15 protein-coding genes are annotated in these 20,373 nt (G+C 70.9%); 8 read left to right on the top strand and 7 right to left on the bottom strand.

Annotation, left to right across the window (positions count from 1 at the left end):
* Positions 1–96 precede the first annotated feature (96 nt).
* Positions 97–1,065: an electron transfer flavoprotein subunit alpha/FixB family protein gene (locus ACFQU3_RS15730; protein WP_385911405.1), complete on the bottom strand. Its 969-nt coding sequence runs from the start codon at positions 1,063–1,065 to the stop codon at positions 97–99.
* Between the two features lie 40 nt (positions 1,066–1,105).
* Positions 1,106–1,906 carry an electron transfer flavoprotein subunit beta/FixA family protein gene (locus tag ACFQU3_RS15725; protein ID WP_385911403.1) on the bottom strand — a complete coding sequence of 267 codons (801 nt, stop codon included), beginning with the start codon at positions 1,904–1,906 and terminating at the stop codon, positions 1,106–1,108.
* A 184-nt stretch (positions 1,907–2,090) separates the two neighbouring features.
* On the opposite strand from ACFQU3_RS15725, the gene ACFQU3_RS15720 reads away from it, so the two are divergent.
* The gene (locus ACFQU3_RS15720) at positions 2,091–2,891 is read left to right on the top strand and encodes an SDR family oxidoreductase (protein WP_385911401.1); all 801 of its coding nucleotides are present in this window, start codon (positions 2,091–2,093) and stop codon (positions 2,889–2,891) included.
* A 30-nt stretch (positions 2,892–2,921) separates the two neighbouring features.
* Here the strand turns inward: ACFQU3_RS15720 and ACFQU3_RS15715 are convergent, their stop codons facing one another.
* From ACFQU3_RS15715 to ACFQU3_RS15705, 3 genes are read right to left on the bottom strand one after another with little or no spacing between them, the layout of a single operon-like run.
* Positions 2,922–3,254 carry a hypothetical protein gene (locus ACFQU3_RS15715; protein WP_385911400.1) on the bottom strand — a complete coding sequence of 111 codons (333 nt, stop codon included), beginning with the start codon at positions 3,252–3,254 and terminating at the stop codon, positions 2,922–2,924.
* Positions 3,251–4,030: an enoyl-CoA hydratase/isomerase family protein gene (locus ACFQU3_RS15710; protein ID WP_385911398.1), complete on the bottom strand. Its 780-nt coding sequence runs from the start codon at positions 4,028–4,030 to the stop codon at positions 3,251–3,253. The genes ACFQU3_RS15715 and ACFQU3_RS15710 overlap by 4 nt, the downstream gene beginning before the upstream one ends.
* Positions 4,030–4,542 carry a YbjN domain-containing protein gene (locus ACFQU3_RS15705; RefSeq protein WP_385911396.1) on the bottom strand — a complete coding sequence of 171 codons (513 nt, stop codon included), beginning with the start codon at positions 4,540–4,542 and terminating at the stop codon, positions 4,030–4,032. Before ACFQU3_RS15705 ends, ACFQU3_RS15710 begins: the two co-directional genes overlap by 1 nt.
* 104 nt (positions 4,543–4,646) lie before the next feature.
* Between ACFQU3_RS15705 and glgX the strand changes: the two genes are divergently transcribed.
* On the top strand, positions 4,647–6,791 hold the full coding sequence (gene glgX, locus ACFQU3_RS15700) for a glycogen debranching protein GlgX (protein WP_385911394.1): 2,145 nt from the start codon (positions 4,647–4,649) through the stop codon (positions 6,789–6,791).
* Positions 6,792–6,876: 85 nt separating this feature from the next.
* On the opposite strand, the gene glgP is transcribed toward glgX, so the two are convergent.
* Positions 6,877–9,465, bottom strand: coding sequence for an alpha-glucan family phosphorylase (gene glgP / locus ACFQU3_RS15695; protein ID WP_385911393.1), 2,589 nt, complete (start codon positions 9,463–9,465; stop codon positions 6,877–6,879).
* Positions 9,466–9,587: 122 nt separating this feature from the next.
* Here glgP and ACFQU3_RS15690 point away from each other — a divergent pair, with 122 nt between their 5' ends.
* Genes ACFQU3_RS15690 through ACFQU3_RS15665 form a run of 6 tightly spaced genes read left to right on the top strand, consistent with a single transcriptional unit; the run spans position 9,588 to position 19,349 of the window.
* Positions 9,588–11,792 (top strand): alpha-1,4-glucan--maltose-1-phosphate maltosyltransferase, encoded by a 2,205-nt coding sequence (locus ACFQU3_RS15690; protein ID WP_385911391.1) that lies wholly within the window; start codon positions 9,588–9,590, stop codon positions 11,790–11,792.
* A gap of 4 nt (positions 11,793–11,796) precedes the next feature.
* The gene (gene treS, locus ACFQU3_RS15685; RefSeq protein ID WP_385911389.1) at positions 11,797–13,506 is read left to right on the top strand and encodes a maltose alpha-D-glucosyltransferase; all 1,710 of its coding nucleotides are present in this window, start codon (positions 11,797–11,799) and stop codon (positions 13,504–13,506) included.
* Entirely contained in the window at positions 13,506–14,933 is a 1,428-nt protein-coding gene (locus ACFQU3_RS15680; RefSeq protein ID WP_385911388.1) for an aminoglycoside phosphotransferase, read from the top strand. Before treS ends, ACFQU3_RS15680 begins: the two co-directional genes overlap by 1 nt.
* Positions 14,930–17,209 (top strand): 1,4-alpha-glucan branching protein GlgB, encoded by a 2,280-nt coding sequence (gene glgB / locus ACFQU3_RS15675; RefSeq protein ID WP_385911386.1) that lies wholly within the window; start codon positions 14,930–14,932, stop codon positions 17,207–17,209. Before ACFQU3_RS15680 ends, glgB begins: the two co-directional genes overlap by 4 nt.
* Positions 17,206–18,852, top strand: coding sequence for a phosphoglucomutase (alpha-D-glucose-1,6-bisphosphate-dependent) (gene pgm, locus ACFQU3_RS15670; RefSeq protein ID WP_385911384.1), 1,647 nt, complete (start codon positions 17,206–17,208; stop codon positions 18,850–18,852). Before glgB ends, pgm begins: the two co-directional genes overlap by 4 nt.
* Positions 18,849–19,349: a hypothetical protein gene (locus ACFQU3_RS15665; protein ID WP_385911382.1), complete on the top strand. Its 501-nt coding sequence runs from the start codon at positions 18,849–18,851 to the stop codon at positions 19,347–19,349. The genes pgm and ACFQU3_RS15665 overlap by 4 nt, the downstream gene beginning before the upstream one ends.
* 79 nt (positions 19,350–19,428) lie before the next feature.
* Here the strand turns inward: ACFQU3_RS15665 and ACFQU3_RS15660 are convergent, their stop codons facing one another.
* Positions 19,429–20,373, bottom strand: coding sequence for a tetratricopeptide repeat protein (locus tag ACFQU3_RS15660; RefSeq protein WP_385911381.1), 945 nt, complete (start codon positions 20,371–20,373; stop codon positions 19,429–19,431).

Genomic DNA, 20,373 nt, shown 5'->3' with positions numbered 1-20,373 from the left:
GACGTCGACTCCGAGGCCGCCTGAGGCCTTGCGACGGCGGCCCCCGACCACGGGTTCGTGGTCGGGGGCCGCCGTCGTCGCAGGGAGGCGCGGTCGTCAGTCCTTGGCGGCCTTGATGGCCTCGGTCGCCTGGGGCAGCACGTTGAAGAGGTCGCCCACGACGCCGAAGTCGACGAGCTCGAAGATCGGTGCCTCGTTGTCCTTGTTGACGGCCACGATCGTCTTTGACGTCTGCATGCCGGCGCGGTGCTGGATCGCGCCGGAGATGCCGCACGCGACGTAGAGCTGCGGGCTGACCTGCTTGCCGGTCTGGCCGACCTGGCTGGTGTGCGGGTACCAGCCGGCGTCAACGGCCGCGCGGCTCGCGCCGACCGCGGCGCCGAGGCTGTCGGCGAAGTCCTCGACCTTGGAGAAGTCACCGCCGGTGCCACGGCCACCCGAGACGACGATCGCGGCCTCGGTCAGCTCGGGGCGCCCGGTGGCCGCCTTGGGCTTGGACTCGACGATCCGCGCGCCCTTGGCCGCCTCGGACGGGGTGAAGTCGAGCACCTCGTCGGTCATCTGGCTGGCCGCGCCGGCGGCCTCCTCCGGGGCGGCGGAGTTCGGCTTGACGGCGACGATGGGCGTCCCCTTCGTGACCGTGGCCGAGACGGTGTACGAACCGGCGAAGACGGACTGCGTGGTCGCGACGCCGCCGCCGTCGGCGGCCTGGACGTCGACGGCGTCGGTGATCAGGCCCGACTCGGTCTTGACGGCCAGACGCGCGGCGATCTCCTTGCCCTCCGGCGAGGCCGGCACGAGCACGGCGGCCGGCGTGACCTTGGCGACGAGCTGGGCGAGCAGCTCGGCCTGCGGGACGACGAGGTGCTCGAGCACCTCGGGCGACTCGACGCGGTAGACCTTCTCGGCGCCGAAGCGGGCCAGGGTCTCCTTGGCGGCGTCGAAGCCGGCGCCGACGAAGACGGCGGACGGCTCACCGAGGCGACGGGCGATCGTCAGCAGCTCGGACGTGGTCTTGCGAACCTTGCCCTCGACGTGGTCGACGAGCACGAGTACTTCAGCCATGGTGCGAATCTCCTTTGCTGGCTGGGCTGGTGACGAGGGGTCAGACGAACTTGCGCGCGGACAGGAACTCGGCAAGCCGGCTGCCGCCGTCACCCTCGTCGGTGACGATCTCGCCCTGCGTGCGCGGCGGGCGGGCGGCGAAGGACTCGACCTTCGTCCAGGCGGCCTCGAGGCCGACCTGCGAGGGCTGCAGGCCCAGATCGGCCAGGCTCCACTGCTCGACCGGCTTCTTCTTCGCGGCCATGATCCCCTTGAACGAGGGGTAGCGCGGCTCGTTGATCTGGTCGGTCACCGACACCAGCGCGGGCAGGCTCGCCGCGATCGTCTGGGTCGACGCGTCGCCGTCACGGCGGATCGTCACCGTGCCACCGGCGCCGCCCTCGACCGTGAGCTCGGAGGCGAACGTCACGGCAGGCAGACCGAGGCGCTCGGACAGCATCGTCGGGACCACGCCCATCGTGCCGTCCGTGCTGGCCATCCCGGTGATGACGAGGTCGACCGGCGCGTCCGCGCCGAGCTTCTTGATCGCCTCCGCGAGCACGAGCGACGTGCCGACCGCGTCGGAGCCGTGGATCGCCGCGTCGCTGACGTGGACACCCTTGTCGGCCCCCATCTGCAGCGACTTCTTGATCGCGTCGGCGGCCCGGTCGGGCCCGACCGTCAGCACGGTCACCTCGCCCTCGCCGGCCTCGACGATCTTCAAGGCCTCCTCGACGGCGTACTCGTCGAGCTCGGACAGCAGGCCGTCGACGTTCTCGCGGTCGGTCGTGTTGTCAGATGCATCGAACGTGCGCTCGGCCTGGGCGTCCGGCACGTACTTGACACAGACGACGATGTTCATGGGTGAACGTCCTCTTCCGTTGAGGTGATGGAGCTGATGGAGCTGCCGGAGGTCGCTCCGGCACTGCCGCTCATCCTCTCACTAAGCGCTTGCTCAGCCCGCACGCCTGAGGCGTGATGCTCACCACGAGCGCCGGACGTGAATCCGGTTGTCCGCCCGGCCGAGCGTGCGCAGGATGGTGGCCATGACCCAGCCCTCCCCCGCGAGCGACCCAGGCCATCCGCGCGTCGCCCTGGTCACGGGGGTCGGCCGGCGCCGCTCGATCGGGTCCGAGCTCGCCCTCGGCCTCGCGGCCGACGGGTGGGACCTCGCGCTCAACCACTGGCAGCCGTACGACGAGAGAGTCGGCTACGAGCGCGGATCCGACGACCCTGCGTCAGTCGCGGACGACTGCCGCCGTCTCGGCGCCCGCGTCGTGCTGTTGCCCGCAGACCTGACCGACCCGGCCGCCCTGGCGGCGCTGGTCGAGGCCGCCACCACGCAGCTGGGAAGCGTGACCGGGCTCGTCATGTCGCACTGCGAGTCCGTCGACAGCACTCTGCTCACCACCTCCCTCGAGGCGTGGCAGCGGCACTTCGACGTGAACGCGCGCGCGACGTGGCTGCTCATCCGGGAGCTCGCGACGCGCCTTCCCGTGGGTCCGCCCACGGGCCAGCCGGCCGCCCGCATCGTCGCCCTGACGAGCGACCACACGGCGCACAACCTGCCCTACGGTGCGAGCAAGGGTGCCCTGGACCGGATCGTCATCGCCGCCGCGATCGAGCTGGCGGACCGCGGCGTCCGGGCCAACGTCATCAACCCCGGGCCCATCGACACGGGCTGGATGACCGACGAGATCCGGTCGCTCGGGCTCGCGAGCACCCCGGCCGGGCGTCTCGGCACGGGACGTGACACCGCCGACCTCGTGCGGTTCCTGCTGTCGGAGCAGGGCGGCTGGATCAACGGCCAGCTGCTCTACAGCAACGGCGGCTTCCGCACGTCCTGACCCGTGTGACGCAGCCCGAGCATTGGGACGTCAGGCCGGGTCGAGCCGGGCCGTCTCCAGGACGTGGAAGGCGGGCTCCTCGTAGGGATGGGCCGCGCGCAGGGCCGCGACGACCTGGCCTCTCCTGCCACGCGGGAAGGTCAGCTCGACCCGGTGCTCCGTCAGCCGCTCGAGCGACCCCACGGCACCGATAGCGGGGTCCGCGCCGGGACCGGGCCGGAACTGCCCGGTGCCCTCGACGAACCAGGCGCAGTCGGTGTAGTCGCCGATCACCCCGGCCCCCGCGGCGAACACGGCCGCGAGGACGTCCTCGGTCGACTCGACGGGCGAGTAGAACACGAGGACGTCCAGCGGCTGGGTCACCGTCCCTCGAACTGCGCCTTGCCCGGGCCCTGTTCCACGAACGAGGCCATGCCGATCTCACGGTCCCGCGTCGCGAAGAGCGAGGCGAAGAGCAGGCGCTCGATCTCGAGCCCCGTGTCGAGGTCGACCTCGAGCCCACGGTCGATGGCCTCCTTGGCGGCGCGGACGGCATACGTCGGCCCGCCGACGAACGTCGCAGCCCACGTGCGCGCGGTCTCGTAGACGTCGGCCGCAGGGACGACCTTGTCGGCGAGCCCGATGGCCAGCGCCTCCTGGGCGTCGACGAAGCGGCCGCTGAAGATGATCTCCTTGGCGCGCGAGGCGCCGACGAGCCGGGAGAGACGCTGCGTGCCTCCGGCGCCCGGGATGATGCCGAGGAGGATCTCGGGCTGCCCGAGCTTCGCGTCGTCGGCCACGACCCGGAAGTCGCACGCGAGCGCGAGCTCGCACCCCCCACCGAGCGCATAGCCGGTGATCGCCGCGATGACCGGCTTGGGGATGCGGGCGACCGACGTGATCGAGCTCATGAGCGGCACGGAGCGCTCGACCATGTCGGTGTAGGACATCGTCCGCATCTGCTTGATGTCCGCGCCGGCGGCGAACACCCGCTCACCGCCCCAGACGATGACCGCCTTGACGTCCGTGCGGGCGCCCGCCTCGGCGGCCGCCTCACGGATCTCCTCCTGGACCTGGATGTTGAGGGCGTTCATCTTCGGCCGGTCGAGGCGGATCGTGCCGACGCCGTCCTCGACCTCGAGCCGGACGAACTCGCCCATCAGGCGTCGCCGGGGGTGCCCGGCGCCGCGTCGTCGATCGGCAGCCAGGACTGGAAGAAGAAGCCGACGCTCTGGAGGATGTGGTTGACCGACAGCGGCACGAGGATGTCGAGGTCGGCGTTGGGCGTGATGACGTGCTCGGCGGAGACCACGAGGCTCTCCTGGACGAGCGAGAGCTTGACGATGTTGAGCTGCATCGTGAGGTCGTTGCAGCGGGCGAGGCGCTCGTTGCGGTCGGCGGACACGGGCTCTGCGAGCTGCCACTGCCCGAAGAAGCGGACGAGGGCCAGGTCGCCCTCGGCCACGCGGGCGAACAGGGTCGTGCTCGTGCCCTCGTTGTCGACGATGGCGAACTCGAGGTCGCCGTCGCCGTCGACGGTGGCGTCGATGCCGAGACCCTTGAGCACCTGCAGGATGCGGTCGCGGACCGGTGCGTCACTGGCGGTGGCACCGTTCGGTCCGGCGTCGGGGGCGCTCGGCATGAAGTTGGGCAGCGAAGTCGGATCGGTCATGCGTCCACCGTAACGAGCCCGCGCGACGAGGTCGATCCGGCCCGGACGTCCGCCATGGAGCAGCGCGCCACGGCGGTGGACCCGCGAGCCCTACGCTCTGACACATGCCCCCGCCGCCTCCCGCGACGCCTGACCTCCCGCCCGAGCTCGGCGTGCGCCTCACCGACGAGGGCGCGCAGTTCAGCGTCTACGCCGGCCACGCCCGGTCGGTCGAGGTGTGCCTCTTCGGCACGGGGCCCGAGGGCGTGCCGACCGAGCGCCGGGTGCCGTTGCGGCACCGGGCGCACGGCACGTGGTTCGACACGGTGCCCGACGTCGTCGCCGGGCAGCGGTACGCCTTCCGAGTCGACGGCGAGTGGGATCCCGACCGCTCGCTGCTGCACAACCACGCCAAGCTCCTCCTCGACCCGTACGCGCGGGCGCTCGAGGGCGAGGTCCGCCTCGACCCCGCCCTCTACGGCCACCGTGTCGGGGCCGACCTGCGCGGCGACCTCTGGGTGCGCGACGACCGCGACTCGGCCCCCTACATGCCGCGCTGCGTCATCGTCGAGGACGAGTTCGACTGGGGCGCAGACGAGTCCCCGCGACGTTCGCTCACCGAGTCCCTCATCTACGAGGTGCACGTCAAGAACGCCACGAAGCTCCACCCAGACGTCCCGGAGGAGCTCAGGGGCACGTATGCCGGGTTGGCCCACCCGGCCTTCGTGCAGCACCTGCTCGAGCTCGGCGTCACCGCCGTCGAGCTGCTGCCCGTCCACACGTTCACGCACGAGCCCGACCTCGTGCTGCGCGGTCTGACCAACCACTGGGGCTACAACACGCTGGGCTTCTTCGCGCCGCACGCGGCGTACGCCGCCACATCCGAACCGCAGGGCGTCCTCGACGAGTTCAAGGGCATGGTCAAGGCCCTGCACGCGGCCGGCATCGAGGTGCTCCTCGACGTCGTCTACAACCACACGGCCGAGAACTCCCGTGAGGGCGTGACCCTGTCGTGGCGCGGGCTCGACCAGCGGGCGTACTACCGGGTCGACGGCCGGGGCCGTGACATCGACATGACGGGCTGCGGCAACACCCTCGACCTGACCCACCCGGTCGTGGCCCGCATGGTCCTCGACTCGCTGCGCTACTGGGTGCAGGAGTGCCACGTCGACGGGTTCCGCTTCGACCTCGCCGTGGCGCTCGGCCGCGGCAAGGACGACGGCTACGACCGGGACCACCCGTTCCTCGTCGCACTGCGCACCGACCCGGTGCTCTCCCGCTCCAAGCTGGTCGCCGAGCCGTGGGACCTCGGCATCCACGGGTGGCGCACCGGGCAGTTCCCGCCACCGTTCTCGGAGTGGAACGACCGCTACCGCGACACCACCCGCACCTTCTGGCTGCGCGACCTCTCGGCCTCCGCCACAGGCGGCATCGGCCACGGCGTGCGAGACCTCGCGACTCGTCTCGCGGGGTCGCAGGACCTGTTCGACAGCCACGACCGGGGCACCATCGCGTCGATCAACTTCGTCACCGCCCACGACGGGTTCACGCTCGCCGACCTCACCGCGTACGACACGAAGCACAACGGGATGAACGGGCACGGCGGCACGGACGGCTCCGACGACAACCGCTCGTGGAACCACGGCGTCGAGGGCCGCACCGACGACGTCGACGTCCTCGCCGCGCGGCGACGGTCGATCCGCAACCTGCTCGGCACGCTGCTGCTCTCGACCGGCGTCCCGATGATCAACGCGGGCGACGAGCTCGGCAGGAGCCAGCGTGGCAACAACAACCCGTACTCCCAGGACAACGAGATCAGCTGGGTGTCGTGGGACCTCGAGCCGTGGCAGGAGGACCTGCTCGCCACGACGCGCCACCTCGTGCGGCTGCGCCGTGACCATCCTGTGCTGCGCCAGCGGGCGTTCTTCTCCGGCAGGCAGATCCACGCAGACGGATCCATGGACCTCGCGTGGTTCGGGGCCGACGGCGAGCCGATGGGCCATCGCTGGGACGGGCCGACCGTCGACGTGCTCCAGGCGCTGTACAACGGAGCGTGGCTCTCGCACCAGTCCGTCCTCGTGACCCTCAACGGTTCGGCTCGCCCCGCCGACGTCACGCTGCCCACCGCTCCCGGCACGACGGCGTACGAGCTCGTCTGGGACAGCACAGACGACCGCCCGGCTCCCCCGGGCGGTCCTGTCGACGCCGGCTCGGTGGTCTCGATGGGTGCCGCCTCGATGCGCGTCTGGTGCGCCGTCGAGGGCGCCTGACTCCGGCGGCCGCCACCTGCACGGCATACGTCGAGAGCCCGGACCCACGACGGGTCCGGGCTCTGGACGTGAGCGAGCAGGCGGGTCAGGCGTTGCGCGCGAGACCCAGCTCGGCGGCGTTCGCCAGCGCCGGGTGCCTGGGCACGATGCGCACGCTGTAGCCGAACGACCCGGTGCGGCGCAGCGGCTGCGAGCCGGCGAACTGGTGACGGCCGTTGTCGTACGACTCGACGAGCTCGAGCGGCGCCACCTCCACGCCCCACAGCTCGTCGACGTCGTTGACGTGGCCGTGCACGAGCTGCACCTCGACGTCGTCGGGCGTCAAGCCGTCGAGCGCCACGTAGGCACGCAGGTCGAGGACGTCGCCGATCTGCGGCGAGTCCGACAGGCCCGACGGCTCGACGTGCTCCACCTTGACCTTCGACCACGACGCGCGGACCTTCGCCTTGTACGTCGCGAGGTCCTTCGCGCCCGCGAAGTCGTCGTCACCCACCGACCGACCGGCACCCGCAGCCGGGCTGTAGAGCTGCGCGGTGTAGTCCTCCACCATGCGGCTCGCGAGCACCTTGGGACCGAGCGTCTTGAGGGTGTGCGTCATCATCGCGATCCAGCCCTGCGGCAGCCCGGCGGCGTCGCGGTCGTAGAACTTCGCGGCGACGTCGTTCTCGATGAGGTCGTAGAGGGCCGAGGCCTCGATGTCGTCACGGCGCTCGGGGTCCTCGACGCCGTCGGCCGTGGGGATGGCCCAGCCGTTGTGGCCGTCGAACCACTCGTCCCACCAGCCGTCGAGGATGGAGAGGTTGAGCCCGCCGTTGAGGGCCGCCTTCATGCCCGACGTGCCGCACGCCTCGAACGGACGGAGCGGGTTGTTGAGCCAGACGTCGCACCCAGGGTAGAGGTGCTGGGCCATGGCGATGTCGTAGTTCGGCAGGAAGACGATGCGGTGGCGCACCTCGGGGTCGTCGGCGAACCGGACCATCTCCTGGATGAGGCGCTTGCCGGTCTCGTCGGCCGGGTGCGACTTGCCGGCGATGACGAGCTGGACGGGTCGCTCGGGGTGCAGCAGGAGCGACTTGAGCCGGGCAGGGTCGCGCAGCATCAGGGTGAGGCGCTTGTACGTGGGCACGCGGCGTGCGAAGCCGATGGTCAGCACGTCGGGGTCGAGCACGTCGTCGACCCAGCCGAGCTCGGCCTCGGTCGCGCCACGCTTGAGCCACGACGAGCGGACGCGGCGACGAGCGTCGGTGACGAGCTTCTCGCGCATCTCGCGCTTCGTGCTCCACACGGCGTCGGCCGGCACCTCGTCGATGCGGTCCCAGGCGTTGTTGCCGGCGATGTCGGTCGTGCCGAGGTGCTTGCTGGCGACCTCGTAGACCGAACGGTCGACCCACGTCGGGGCGTGGACACCGTTGGTGATGCTCGTGATCGGCACCTCGACGTCGTCGAAGCCCGGCCAGAGGCCGTCGAACATGCCGCGGCTCACGACGCCGTGAAGCTGGGACACGCCGTTGGCGCGCTGCGCGAGGCGCAGACCCATGACGGCCATGTTGAACATGCCGGGCTGGCCGCCCTCGTAGTCCTCGGCGCCGAGGGCGAGAAGCCGTTCGACGGGGACGCCCGGGACGGCGTTGGCGCCGCCGAAGAAGAGGTTGATCTTCGCGGCGTCGAAGCGGTCGATGCCGGCCGGCACGGGTGTGTGCGTGGTGAACACGGTCGCCGCGCGCACGGCCTCGAGCGCCTCGTCGAAGGTCAGGCCGTGGTCGCGGACGAGCTCGGCGATGCGCTCGACACCGAGGAAGCCGGCGTGGCCCTCGTTGGTGTGGTAGACCTCCGGCGTCGGGGCGCCGGAGAGGCGCGACCAGAGGCGCAGGGCGCGCACGCCGCCGACGCCGAGCAGCAGCTCCTGCTCGAGACGGGTGTCGCCACCGCCGCCGTAGAGCGACTCGGTGACCCTGCGCGTCTGCTCGTCGTTGCCGGGAACGTCGGAGTCGAGCAGCAGGAGGGGCACGCGCCCGACCTGGGCCTTCCACACGTGGGCGCGGAGCAGTCGGCCGGCTGGCAGGCTGACGGACACGACGGCGGGCGTGCCGTCCTCCTCGCGCAGCAGCGACAGCGGCAGGCCGTCGGGGTCGAGGACGGGGTAGGTCTCGACCTGCCACCCGTCGCGGTTGAGGGACTGCTTGAAGTAACCGGTCTTGTAGAAGAGGCCGACGCCGACGATGGGCACGCCGAGGTCGGAGGCGGACTTGAGGTGGTCACCGGCGAGGATGCCGAGGCCGCCGGAGTACTGCGGCAGCACCGAGGTGATGCCGAACTCGGGGCTGAAGTACGCGATCGCGGCCGGCGCGGTCCTGCCGGCGCCCTCCTGCTCGCGGCTCCACCACTGGTACCAGCGCTCGTCGGTGAGGTAGTGCTGCAGGTCCTCGTTGGCGGCGACGACGCTGCCGACGAAGTCGTCGTCGGCGGCGAGCGCTGCCAGCTCGTCGGCCGACAGTCGCGAGAGGAGCTTGACGGGGTCCTCACCCGCTTGCGCCCACTTGCGGGGACTGATGCTCTCGAAGAGGTCTCGCGTCGGCGGGTGCCAGGACCAGCGGAGGTTGCTGGCGAGGACGCCCAACCCCTCGATGCGGGTGGGCAGGACGGTGCGGACGCTGAAGCGACGGATGGCCTTCACAAAGGGACAGCATAGGGGTCGCCATGACGTGTTCTTGCAAGCCTTTGCAGCCCGGATTTCACCCACTGGACGCTGTCGTCCCCTCATGGGCCAATTGCCACAACTTCGATACGGTCGATCACGTGACCGGCTCAGCGAAGAAGTCCCGTCCCAGCAAGCCCACACCCGTGCGCACCGCCGCACCGAGCCCCCGCCCCGCGGCCGATGCCACCCCGACAGCCGATGCCGCGTTCGTCGACGACACCGAGGCGGGCGCCGTGCACCTGGCCCCCGAGCACCCGGCCAGCACCCCGCCGACCGTCGAGGGTATGCCGGGTGGCTCGCTGCAGGTGGGCCGCATCCCCGTGAGCGACGTGCGTCCGCTCGTCGACGGAGGCGCGCGACCGGCGAAGTCCGTGGTGGGCGAGGAGTTCCCGGTGCGGGCCAAGGTCTTCCGCGAGGGGCACGACGCGGTCAACGCGACCGCGGTGCTCACCGACCCCGACGGCACCGACCACTACTTCGCGATGCACAGCGACAACCCCGGCCTGTCGGAGTGGTCGGCGACCGTCGTCGCCAACCGTGAGGGCTGGTGGACCTACCGCGTCGAGGGATGGTCCGATCCCTACGCGACGTGGGTGCACGACGCGGGCATCAAGATCGCTGCCGGCGTCGACGAGGACCTCATGTGCGCGGAGGGCGTCACCGTGCTCCAGCGCTTCGCCGAGGCCGTTCGCGGCCAGGGGGCCGACGCGTCCGAGATCGACAAGGGCATCACCGCGCTCGGCGACACCCGGGCGCCGGCCGCGCACCGTTTCGGCGCGGCGACGTCACCCGAGATCCGCGGCCTCGCCACGATGATCCCGTTGCGCGAGTTCGTCTCTGCGTCCCCCTCGTACTCCCTGCTCGTCGAGCGAGAGCGAGCCCTCTACGGCGCGTGGTACGAGATCTTCCCCCGCTCCGAGGGGGCGCACCGCGACGAGAAGACCGGCGAGTGGGTGTCGGGCACCTTCCGGTCAGCCGCGAAACGACTGCCCGCGATCGCCGACATGGGCTTCGACGTCGTCTACCTGACGCCGATCCACCCGATCGGCACGACGGCGCGCAAGGGCCGCAACAACAGCTTGACCGCCGAGCCCGGCGACCCCGGATCCCCTTACGCCATCGGTTCCCCCGACGGTGGGCACGATGCCATCCATCCGGAGCTCGGCACGTTCGAGGACTTCGACGTGTTCGTCGCCGAGGCGGGGCGCGTCGGTCTGGAGGTCGCGCTCGACATCGCTCTGCAGGCCTCCCCCGACCACCCGTGGGTGCAGACCCATCCCGACCTGTTCACGACCCGCGCCGACGGCACGATCGCCTACGCCGAGAACCCACCGAAGAAGTACCAGGACATCTACCCCCTGAACTTCGACAACGACCCCGCCCGCGCGTATGCCGAGGTGCGCCGGGTCATCCAGGTCTGGCTCGACCACGGCGTCCGCATCTTCCGCGTCGACAACCCCCACACGAAGCCGGTCGCCTTCTGGCAGTGGCTGATCGCCGACGTCGCGAAGGACCATCCCGAGACGATCTGGCTCTCCGAGGCCTTCACGAAGCCGGCGATGATGCACATGCTCGCCAAGGCCGGCTTCCAGCAGAGCTACACCTACTACGCGTGGCGCAACGCCAGGTGGGAGCTCGAGGAGTACGGGCGCGAGCTCGCCGGCGAGGCGACGGGGGCGGCATACATGCGCCCGTCCTTCTGGCCGACGACGCACGACATCCTCACGCCGTACATGCAGTACGGCGGGCCTACGGCCTGGAAGCTGCGGGCCGCGGTCGCCGCGACGATGGCACCGACGTACGGCATCTACACCGGCTACGAGCTGATGGAGCACGTCGCGCGCCCCGGCGCCGAGGAGCAGATCGACAACGAGAAGTACGAGTTCAAGGACCGTCAGTGGTACCTCTACGAGCCGGGCGGTCCCCTGGAGAGCCGCTCGCTTGCGTGGTACCTCAAGCGGCTCAACGACATTCGCGGCTGGCACCCGGCTCTGCGCTGGCTGCGCAACCTGCGCTTCCACTCCGCCGACGACGACAACATCCTCGTCTTCAGCAAGTCGCGCCTGCTCGACGCCGGGACCGGCGAGCGTGACACCGTCCTCGTCATCGCCAACCTCGACCCGCACGCGACCCGTGAGACGGTGGTGCACCTGGACATGGAGGCACTGGGTATGGCGACCTGGTCGACGTTCGACGCGCACGACCACATCACGGGCCAGACGTGGCAGTGGCGCCAGGACAACTACGTGCGCCTCGGCCCCGACTCCGAGCCCGTCCACATCATCCACGTGAGGAGCCATTGACCACATGCAGGGACTCAACCTCTCCCAGCCGGGGCTGAAGCACGACCCGCAGTGGTTCAAGAAGGCCGTCTTCTACGAGGTGCTCGTCCGCGCCTTCGCCGACAGCAAGGGCGTCGGGGCGGGCGACTTCACCGGGCTCATCCAGCGCCTCGACTACCTTCAGTGGCTCGGGGTCGACTGCCTCTGGCTGCCGCCGTTCTACGCCTCCCCGCTGCGCGACGGCGGCTACGACATCGCCGACTACAAGGCGGTCCTGCCCGAGTTCGGCACGCTGCCCGAGTTCACCGAGCTCGTCTCGCAGGCCCACGCCCGCGGCATCCGCATCGTCACCGACCTGGTCATGAACCACACGAGTGACCAGCACCCGTGGTTCCAGGCGAGCCGGGCCGAGCCGGACGGACCCTATGGCGACTTCTACGTGTGGTCCGACAGCGACGACGGCTACGACGACGCGCGCATCATCTTCGTCGACACCGAGGTGTCCAACTGGACGTTCGACCCGGTGCGGCGGCAGTTCTTCTGGCACCGCTTCTTCAGCCACCAGCCCGACCTCAACTTCGAGAACGAAGCCGTGCAGGACGCGATGTTCGACGTCGTGCGGTTCTGGATGGACCTCGGCATCGACGGCTTCCGTCTCGACGCCGTCCCCTACCTCTACGAGGAGGAGGGCACGAACTGCGAGAACCTCCCGAAGACGCACGAGTTCCTCGCGAAGCTGCGCGGCATGGTCGACAAGGAGTACCCGGGCCGCATCCTGCTCGCCGAGGCCAACCAGCCCCCTGCCGAGGTCGTCGACTACTTCGGCACCGCCGACTCGCCCGAGTGCCAGATGTGCTTCCACTTCCCCGTCATGCCGCGGCTCTACTACTCGCTGCGCGAGGAGAAGGCGCAGCCGATCATCGACGTGCTCGCCGACACCCCGGCGATCCCGAAGGGCACCCAGTGGGGCACGTTCCTGCGCAACCACGACGAGCTGACGCTCGAGATGGTGACGCCGGAGGAGCGGGCCGCGATGTACGGGTGGTACGCCCCGGACCCGCGCATGCGCGCCAACGTCGGCATCCGCCGCCGCCTCGCTCCCCTGCTCGACAACTCCCGGCCGGAGATCGAGCTGATCCATGCGCTCGTGCTCTCGCTGCCGGGCTCGCCGTGCCTCTACTACGGCGACGAGATCGGCATGGGCGACAACATCTGGCTCAACGACCGCGACGCGGTGCGCACGCCGATGCAGTGGACGCCCGACCGCAACGCCGGCTTCTCCAGCGTCGACCCGGGCAAGCTCTACCTGCCGGTGATCAGCAGCCTCGTCTACCACTACAACAACGTGAACGTCGAGGCGCAGATGGCGTCGTCGGCCTCGCTGCTCCACTGGGTACGCGGCATGCTCCAGGTGCGCGGACGCCACCCCGTCTTCGGGCTCGGCGAGTTCGAGGTCGTCAACGCCGACAACGAGGCGATCCTCGCGTTCACGCGCGTGCTGACGGGCGACCACGACCACCACCCCGACGAGGCGGTGCTCTGCGTCAACAACCTGTCCAGCCGTCCGCAGGCCGCGACGATCCAGCTGCCCGAGCACCTGTCCGGGCGCCAGCTCATCGACCTCTTCGGCGGGCAGGGCTTCCCGTGGGTCGCCAACGACGGTCGGGTCACCCTCACGCTGGGGTCGCGCGACTTCTTCTGGCTGCAGCTGCGCGGCGGAGAGGACAACCGCTGATGGCCATCGTGCACAAGGGCGCGTCGCTCGTCCCGACCAAGACCGAGCTCGTCACCGAGTGGATGCCGCGGCAGAGGTGGTACCACGGCAAGGGCCACGTCCCGCGGCTGCGCCGGGTGGGCGGCTTCCGCTTCGAGGACCCCGAGGGTGAGGTCGGCTGCGAGACGCTGCTGCTGGCCGACGAGGCGGTCGAGCCCGCGGTCGTCTACCAGGTGCCGCTCACCTACCGCCCCGCACCGCTCGAGGGGGCCGAGCACGCGCTGCTCGGCACGATGGAGCACAGCGTCCTCGGCACGCGCTGGGTCTACGACGGGCCCCATGACCCGGTCTACGTCTCGCAGCTCATGGCGACGATCCTCGGCGCCGGTGTCTCCGACGAGGCGCAGGCGTCCGTCGGCAGCAACGCCCTGGCGACCGGTTCGCCGACGGGCCGCGCCGCCGGGTCGGTGTCGTCGTCGACGGTGCTCAGCGGAGAGCAGTCCAACACCTCGGTCATCTGCCGTATGACCGCCCGTGACGGGGGGCCGGCCGAGCCCGTCATCGTCAAGGTCTTCCGCACCCTGCAGGACGGCGACAACCCCGACGTCGTCGTGCAGTCCGCGCTGACGCGCGAGGGTTCTGACCGCGTGCCCATGGCGATCGGACACCTCGCCGGTGCCTGGGACGCCCCCGCGGGCGGCCCAGCCATGCACGGCCACCTCGCGTTCGCGCAGGAGTTCATCCCGGGCGTCGAGGACGCCTGGCGGGTGGCGCTCGTCGCGGCCGCCTCGGCGAGCGACTTCACGACGCGGGCGCGCGAGCTGGGAGTCGTGACGGCACAGATCCACACCGCTCTCGCGCACGCCTTCGGCACGAGCGAGGTCACGCCGGAGGCGCGCGACGCACTCGCCGCCTCGATGCGTCAGCGGTATGCAGCCGCCGTGGCCCTCGTGCCCGACCTCGCGTCCCACTCGGCCGCGGTCGACCGCGTCGTCGCCTCGGTGCGCGACGTGCACTGGCCGCTGCTCCAGCGCATCCACGGCGACTACCACCTCGGTCAGGTGCTCGACGTGCCGGAGCGCGGGTGGGTGGCGCTGGACTTCGAGGGCGAGCCGCTGCGTCCCCTGTCCGAGCGGGTCCAGCCGGACCTGACGGCGCGCGACGTCGCGGGCATGCTGCGCTCCTTCGACTACGCCGCCGGCTCAGTCGCGCTCGCCGCGTCTCCGGTCGACGCCACCGCATGGGCCGCGGCCTGCCGTGAGGCCTTCCTCGACGGGTACGCCTCGGTCGTCGGCCGGCCCGACACCGACGCGGTCGTCCTCACCCGGGCGCTCGAGCTCGACAAGGCCCTCTACGAGGTCGTCTACGAGGCGCGCAACCGGCCCTCGTGGCTGCCGATCCCGCTCGGCGCCGTCGAGCGGCTCATCTCCGCGGAAGGCACGCCATGACCACAGAGACCGCGCCCGGACCCTCCCTCGACGACGGCGCCATCACGACGTTCCTGCAGGGCCGCAACGGCCAGCCGCACGACCTGCTCGGCCACCACGTCGGCCCCGGCGGGCTCACCATCACGGCATACCGGCCCTTCGCGACGCACGTCGCGGCACGGCTCGACTCGGGCGACCGCGTCGAGCTGCAGCACGTGCGCGACGGCATCTGGTCGATGACCTCGCCCGACTTCGGGTCGACCCACGACTACCGGCTCCTCGTCCAGTACGGCGACGGGGTCGAGCACGAGCAGGACGACCCGTACCGCTTCGCCCCGACGCTCGGCGAGATCGACCGGCACCTCATCAACGAAGGCCGCCACGAGCAGCTGTGGACCGTCCTCGGGGCGCACGTGCGCCACTACCCCGGTCCGCTCGGCGACGTGTGGGGAGTCTCCTTCGCCCTGTGGGCCCCTCGCGCCATGGCGGTCCACGTCATCGGTGATTTCAACGACTGGGACCGGCGCACCCACCCGATGCGTGCCCTCGGCGAGAGCGGCATCTGGGAGCTCTTCCTCCCCGGCGCGCAGGAGGGGATGAACTACCAGTTCGCCGTGCGCGGACCCGACGAGCTCGTGCGGCTCAAGAGCGACCCCATGGCGCGGATGACGGAGGTGGCGCCCAAGCAGGCCGCCATCGTCACGGACACGCACTACGCGTGGGGCGACGACGACTGGATGGAGAAGCGCCGCACCAGCAACGTCCACGAGGGGCCGATGAGCGTCTACGAGGTGCACCTCGGCTCGTGGCGCCAGGAGCTCGGCTACCGCGGCCTGGCCGAGCACCTCGTCAACTACGTGCGCGACCTCGGCTTCACGCACGTCGAGTTCCTGCCCGTCATGGAGCACCCCTACGTCCCGTCATGGGGCTACCACGTCACGGGCTACTACGCGCCGAGCTCGCGGTGGGGCCACCCCGACGAGTTCCGTCACCTCGTCGACGAGCTGCACAGGGCCGGCATCGGCGTCCTGCTCGACTGGGTGCCGGGCCACTTCGCGACCGACGAGTGGGCGCTCGCGCGCTTCGACGGGCTGCCGCTCTACGAGCACCCCGACCCGCGCCTCGGCTGGCACCCGGAATGGGGCTCGAACATCTTCGACTACGGCCGCCCGGAGGTGCGCAACTTCCTCGTCGCCAACGCGCTCTACTGGCTGGAGGAGTACCACATCGACGGCCTGAGGGTCGACGGCGTCGCGTCGATGCTCTACCTCGACTACGCCCGGGGCCCGGGCCAGTGGGTGCCCAACAAGGACGGCGGGCGCGAGAACCTCGAGGCCGTCGAGCTGCTCAAGGAGACCAACGGAACCGCCTACAAGCGCGTCGGCGGGATCGTCACGATCGCCGAGGAGTCGACGACCTGGCCCGGCGTCACGAAGCCGACCGACCACGGCGGCCTCGGCTTCGGCTTCAAGTGGAACATGGGCTGGATGAACGACTCGCTCACCTACCTCGGGCAGGACCCGATCTACCGGAGCCACCACCACGGCAAGCTGACGTTCTCGCTCATGTACGCGTTCGACGAGAACTTCGTGCTGCCGATCAGCCACGACGAGGTCGTCCACGGCAAGGGGTCGCTGCTGCGCAAGTCGAGCGGCCCGCGTGAGCAGCAGGTCGCCACCCTGCGTGCGTTCCTCGCCTACCTGTGGTGCCACCCGGGCAAGCAGCTGCTGTTCATGGGCTGCGAGTTCGGGCAGGAGTCCGAGTGGTCCGAGGGGCGCAGCCTCGACTGGTGGCTGCTCGACCAGCCGCTGCACTACCGCGTGCACAACCTCGTCAAGGACCTCAACGCCATCTACAGGGGCAACCGCGCCCTGTGGGAGCTCGACGCCGACCGCTCGGGCTTCGAGTGGCTCGAGGCCGACGACGCGGCGCACAACACGTTCTCGTGGCTGCGGTTCGGCAAGGGTGACCGCGCGACCGACGCCCCGGTCGTGGCCTGCGTCATGAACTTCAGCGGCGAGACGCAGCAGTCCTACCGCATCGGCCTGCCCCGCGGCGGGCGCTGGACCGTCGTCCTCGACACGGCCGGCTACCACCCGGGCGCACCGAGCAGCACCGGGGTCGTCGTCGAGGCCCGCCAGGAGAACTGGCACCACCAGCCGTATGCCGCCGACGTGACGGTCCCCCGCCTCTCGACCGTCTGGCTCGCCCCGCTCGACGAGCCCACCGTCACGGCAACGGACGCCGGGGCCCGGCCCGAGCACGCCGGCACGACCACGAACGGAGACCCCTCATGACCCACCCCCGCGCCGGTCAGCCCGCCCAGCCCGAGGACCTCGTCGACGTCGACGCCCTCGTCGGCGCGTACTACGACCGGCACCCCGACGTCGACGACCCCGACCAGCAGGTCGCGTTCGGCACGTCCGGCCACCGCGGGTCCAGCCTGCGCACGGCCTTCAACGAGGACCACATCCTCGCGACGACGCAGGCGATCGTCGACTACCGGGTCTCACAGGGCTTCGACGGGCCGCTCTTCATCGGTCGCGACACCCACGGCCTCTCCGAGCCGGCGTGGAGGTCGGCCCTCGAGGTCCTCGTCGCCAACGGCGTCCAGGTGCTCGTCGACGACCGCGACGGCTTCACGCCCACACCGGCGGTGTCCCACGCCATCCTTCGCGCGAACCGCGGCAAGGCCTCCGACGCGAGCGGGCTCGCCGACGGCATCGTCGTCACGCCGTCGCACAACCCGCCGGCCGACGGCGGATTCAAGTACAACCCGCCGCACGGGGGCCCGGCCGACACCGACGCGACGTCGGTGATCGCCAAGCGCGCCAACGACCTCATCCGCGCAGGCCTGTCGGGTGTCAAGCGGGTGGCGTTCGAGCAGGCGCGCGGCGAAGCCGGCTCCTACGACTTCATGGGCACCTACGTCGACGACCTGCCCAACGTCGTCGACCTCGCCCGCATCCGCGAGGCCGGGGTCCGCATCGGCGCCGACCCGCTGGGCGGCGCGTCGGTCGCCTACTGGGGAGAGATCGCCGAGCGCCACGGGCTCGACCTGACCGTCGTCAACCCTCGCGTCGACCCGCAGTGGGCGTTCATGACGCTCGACTGGGACGGCAAGATCCGGATGGACTGCTCGTCCCCGTCGGCCATGGCCTCGCTCATCGGCAACAAGGACGCCTACGACCTCTCGACCGGCAACGACGCCGACGCCGACCGGCACGGCATCGTCACGCCCGACGCGGGGCTCATGAACCCGAACCACTACCTCGCCGTCGCGATCCAGTACCTCTACGGAGGCGCACGCCCGGGCTGGGGCGCCGGCACGGCCATCGGCAAGACGCTCGTGTCGTCCTCGATGATCGACCACGTCGCCGCAGACCTCGGCCGCACCCTGCTCGAGGTCCCGGTCGGCTTCAAGTGGTTCGTCCCCGGCCTGCTCGACGGCTCGGTCGGCTTCGGCGGCGAGGAGTCCGCTGGTGCCAGCTTCCTGCGCACCGACGGCACGGTCTGGTCGACCGACAAGGACGGCATCCTGCTCGCGCTGCTCGCCTCGGAGATCCTGGCCGCCACTGGGAGGACGCCCAGCCAGCACTACGCCGAGCTGACCGCCCGGCACGGTGACCCGGCCTACGCCCGGATCGACGCGGCGGCCTCGCGCGAGGAGAAGGCCAAGCTCGGCGCGCTCTCCCCCGACGACGTGGCCGCGAAGTCCCTTGCGGGAGAGTCGATCACGGCCAAGCTCACGGCGGCGCCGGGCAACGGCGCGAAGATCGGCGGGCTCAAGGTGACGACGGAGAGCGCGTGGTTCGCGGCTCGTCCCTCGGGCACCGAGGACGTCTACAAGATCTACGCCGAGTCGTTCAAGGGCGCCGACCACCTCGCCCAGGTGCAGTCCGAGGCGAAGGACGTCGTGTCGGCCGCCCTGGGCGGATGACCGTTCCCGACGACACCGCTCCGCGTGGGCGGCTGCTGCTCGTGACGGCGGCCCGGGCGCAGGCCCGGGCCGGCCTCGCGGCCGCGATGGCCGCCCGCCTCGATCGTGCTGTTCTCGTGGACGGCGAGGCGCTCGAGCGCGCGGTCCTGCCGGAGGCGTCGCGACGCGGCTGGGCGGAGCCGCCGACGCCCGAGCAGCTGCGCCTTCGCCTTCTGCGCTGGTCGGCGGCGCTCGCGGTCGCCGAGACGTACCAGCTCGAGGGATTCGACGCCGTGGTCTCCGACGACGCCCACGGCGAGCACCTCGAGGACTTCCTCGACCTCGCAGCACCCGAGCCGGTGCACGTCGTCGTCGTGGGCGACACGGCCGACCGGGTGACGCCGCACTGGGGCCTGTGGGTCGACGGCACGGCGTCCGACGGCGCCACCGCCGACGACGTGCTGGCCCGGCTCGACGAGGCCCTCGTCCCGACGTCCGAGAGCAGCGAGCCGGACTGAACCGCGGGCCGCACTGCGCCGTCCAACCGGACGCACGAGCCTGTCGGGCACGCCCTGGAGCGTCTGCCGCCCGGCGGGCTCAGAACAGGGCGCTCATGAGCGACTTGCGGGCCTTCGCGACCCGCTCGTCACCCGTGCCGACCACCTCGAAGAGCTCCACGAGGTGCTCTCGCGCCTTGTTGCGCTCGGCGTCGGCCGTCACCCGCACCGTGTCGACGAGTCGCACGAAGGCGTCCTCGACGTGCCCACCGAGCAGGTCGAGGTCGGCGACGAGGATCTGCGCGTCGACGTCGGTCGGGTCATCCGCCGCAGCGGCGCGGGCGGCCTGCAGGTCGGCGCCCTGGGTGCGTTGCATGAGCCCCACCTGGGCCAGGCCGAGCTTCGCGTCGGCGTCGGCCGGGCTCTGCGCGAGCGCCTCGCGATACGCGTCTGCCGCACCCTCGAGGTCACCGGACTCTATGGCGTCGAACGCCTTCTGGTGCAGGGGCGGGAGCGGCTGCTCCTGCTCGGCCTCCTCCTCGTCAGGCACCTCGCCGTCGACGGCCACGGTGCCGGTGACGCCGTGCTGGGCAGCCAGCGTCAGCACCTGGTCGATGACGGCGGTGATCTGCGCCTCCGGCTGCGCGCCCTCGAAGAGCGGCACCGGCTGGCCCTGCAGGAACGCGAAGCTGACGGGCACCGCCTGCACCTGGAAGGCCTGCAGGATGGTCGGGTTCGCGTCGACGTCGACGGTCACGAGCTGGAAGCGGCCGGCATAGCGACGTGCGACCTCGCCGAAGGTCGTGACGAAGTCTGTGGACTCCTGCAGCCGCGGCGACCACAGCACCATGACGACGGGATGGCTGGCCGAGGCGGCCAGGATCTCGCGGATCGAGGCGTCAGTGCCCTCGACGACGAGGCCAGCACCGTCCGTGGAGGTGGAGGCCGCGCCGGAGGCGGGGCCAGCCGGCGGGGCCGGACGCTTGAGCGACGACAGGTCGACGGCACCGCGCAGTGCTGCTGCGGTGAATGGCTGGTGACTCAT

It is taken from the genome of Terrabacter sp. GCM10028922, from assembly GCF_042666095.1.
GTDB lineage: Bacteria > Actinomycetota > Actinomycetes > Actinomycetales > Dermatophilaceae > Terrabacter.
The sequence above is the reverse complement of the archived record's forward strand: the minus strand, read 5'-3'. Positions and strand labels throughout refer to the sequence as shown.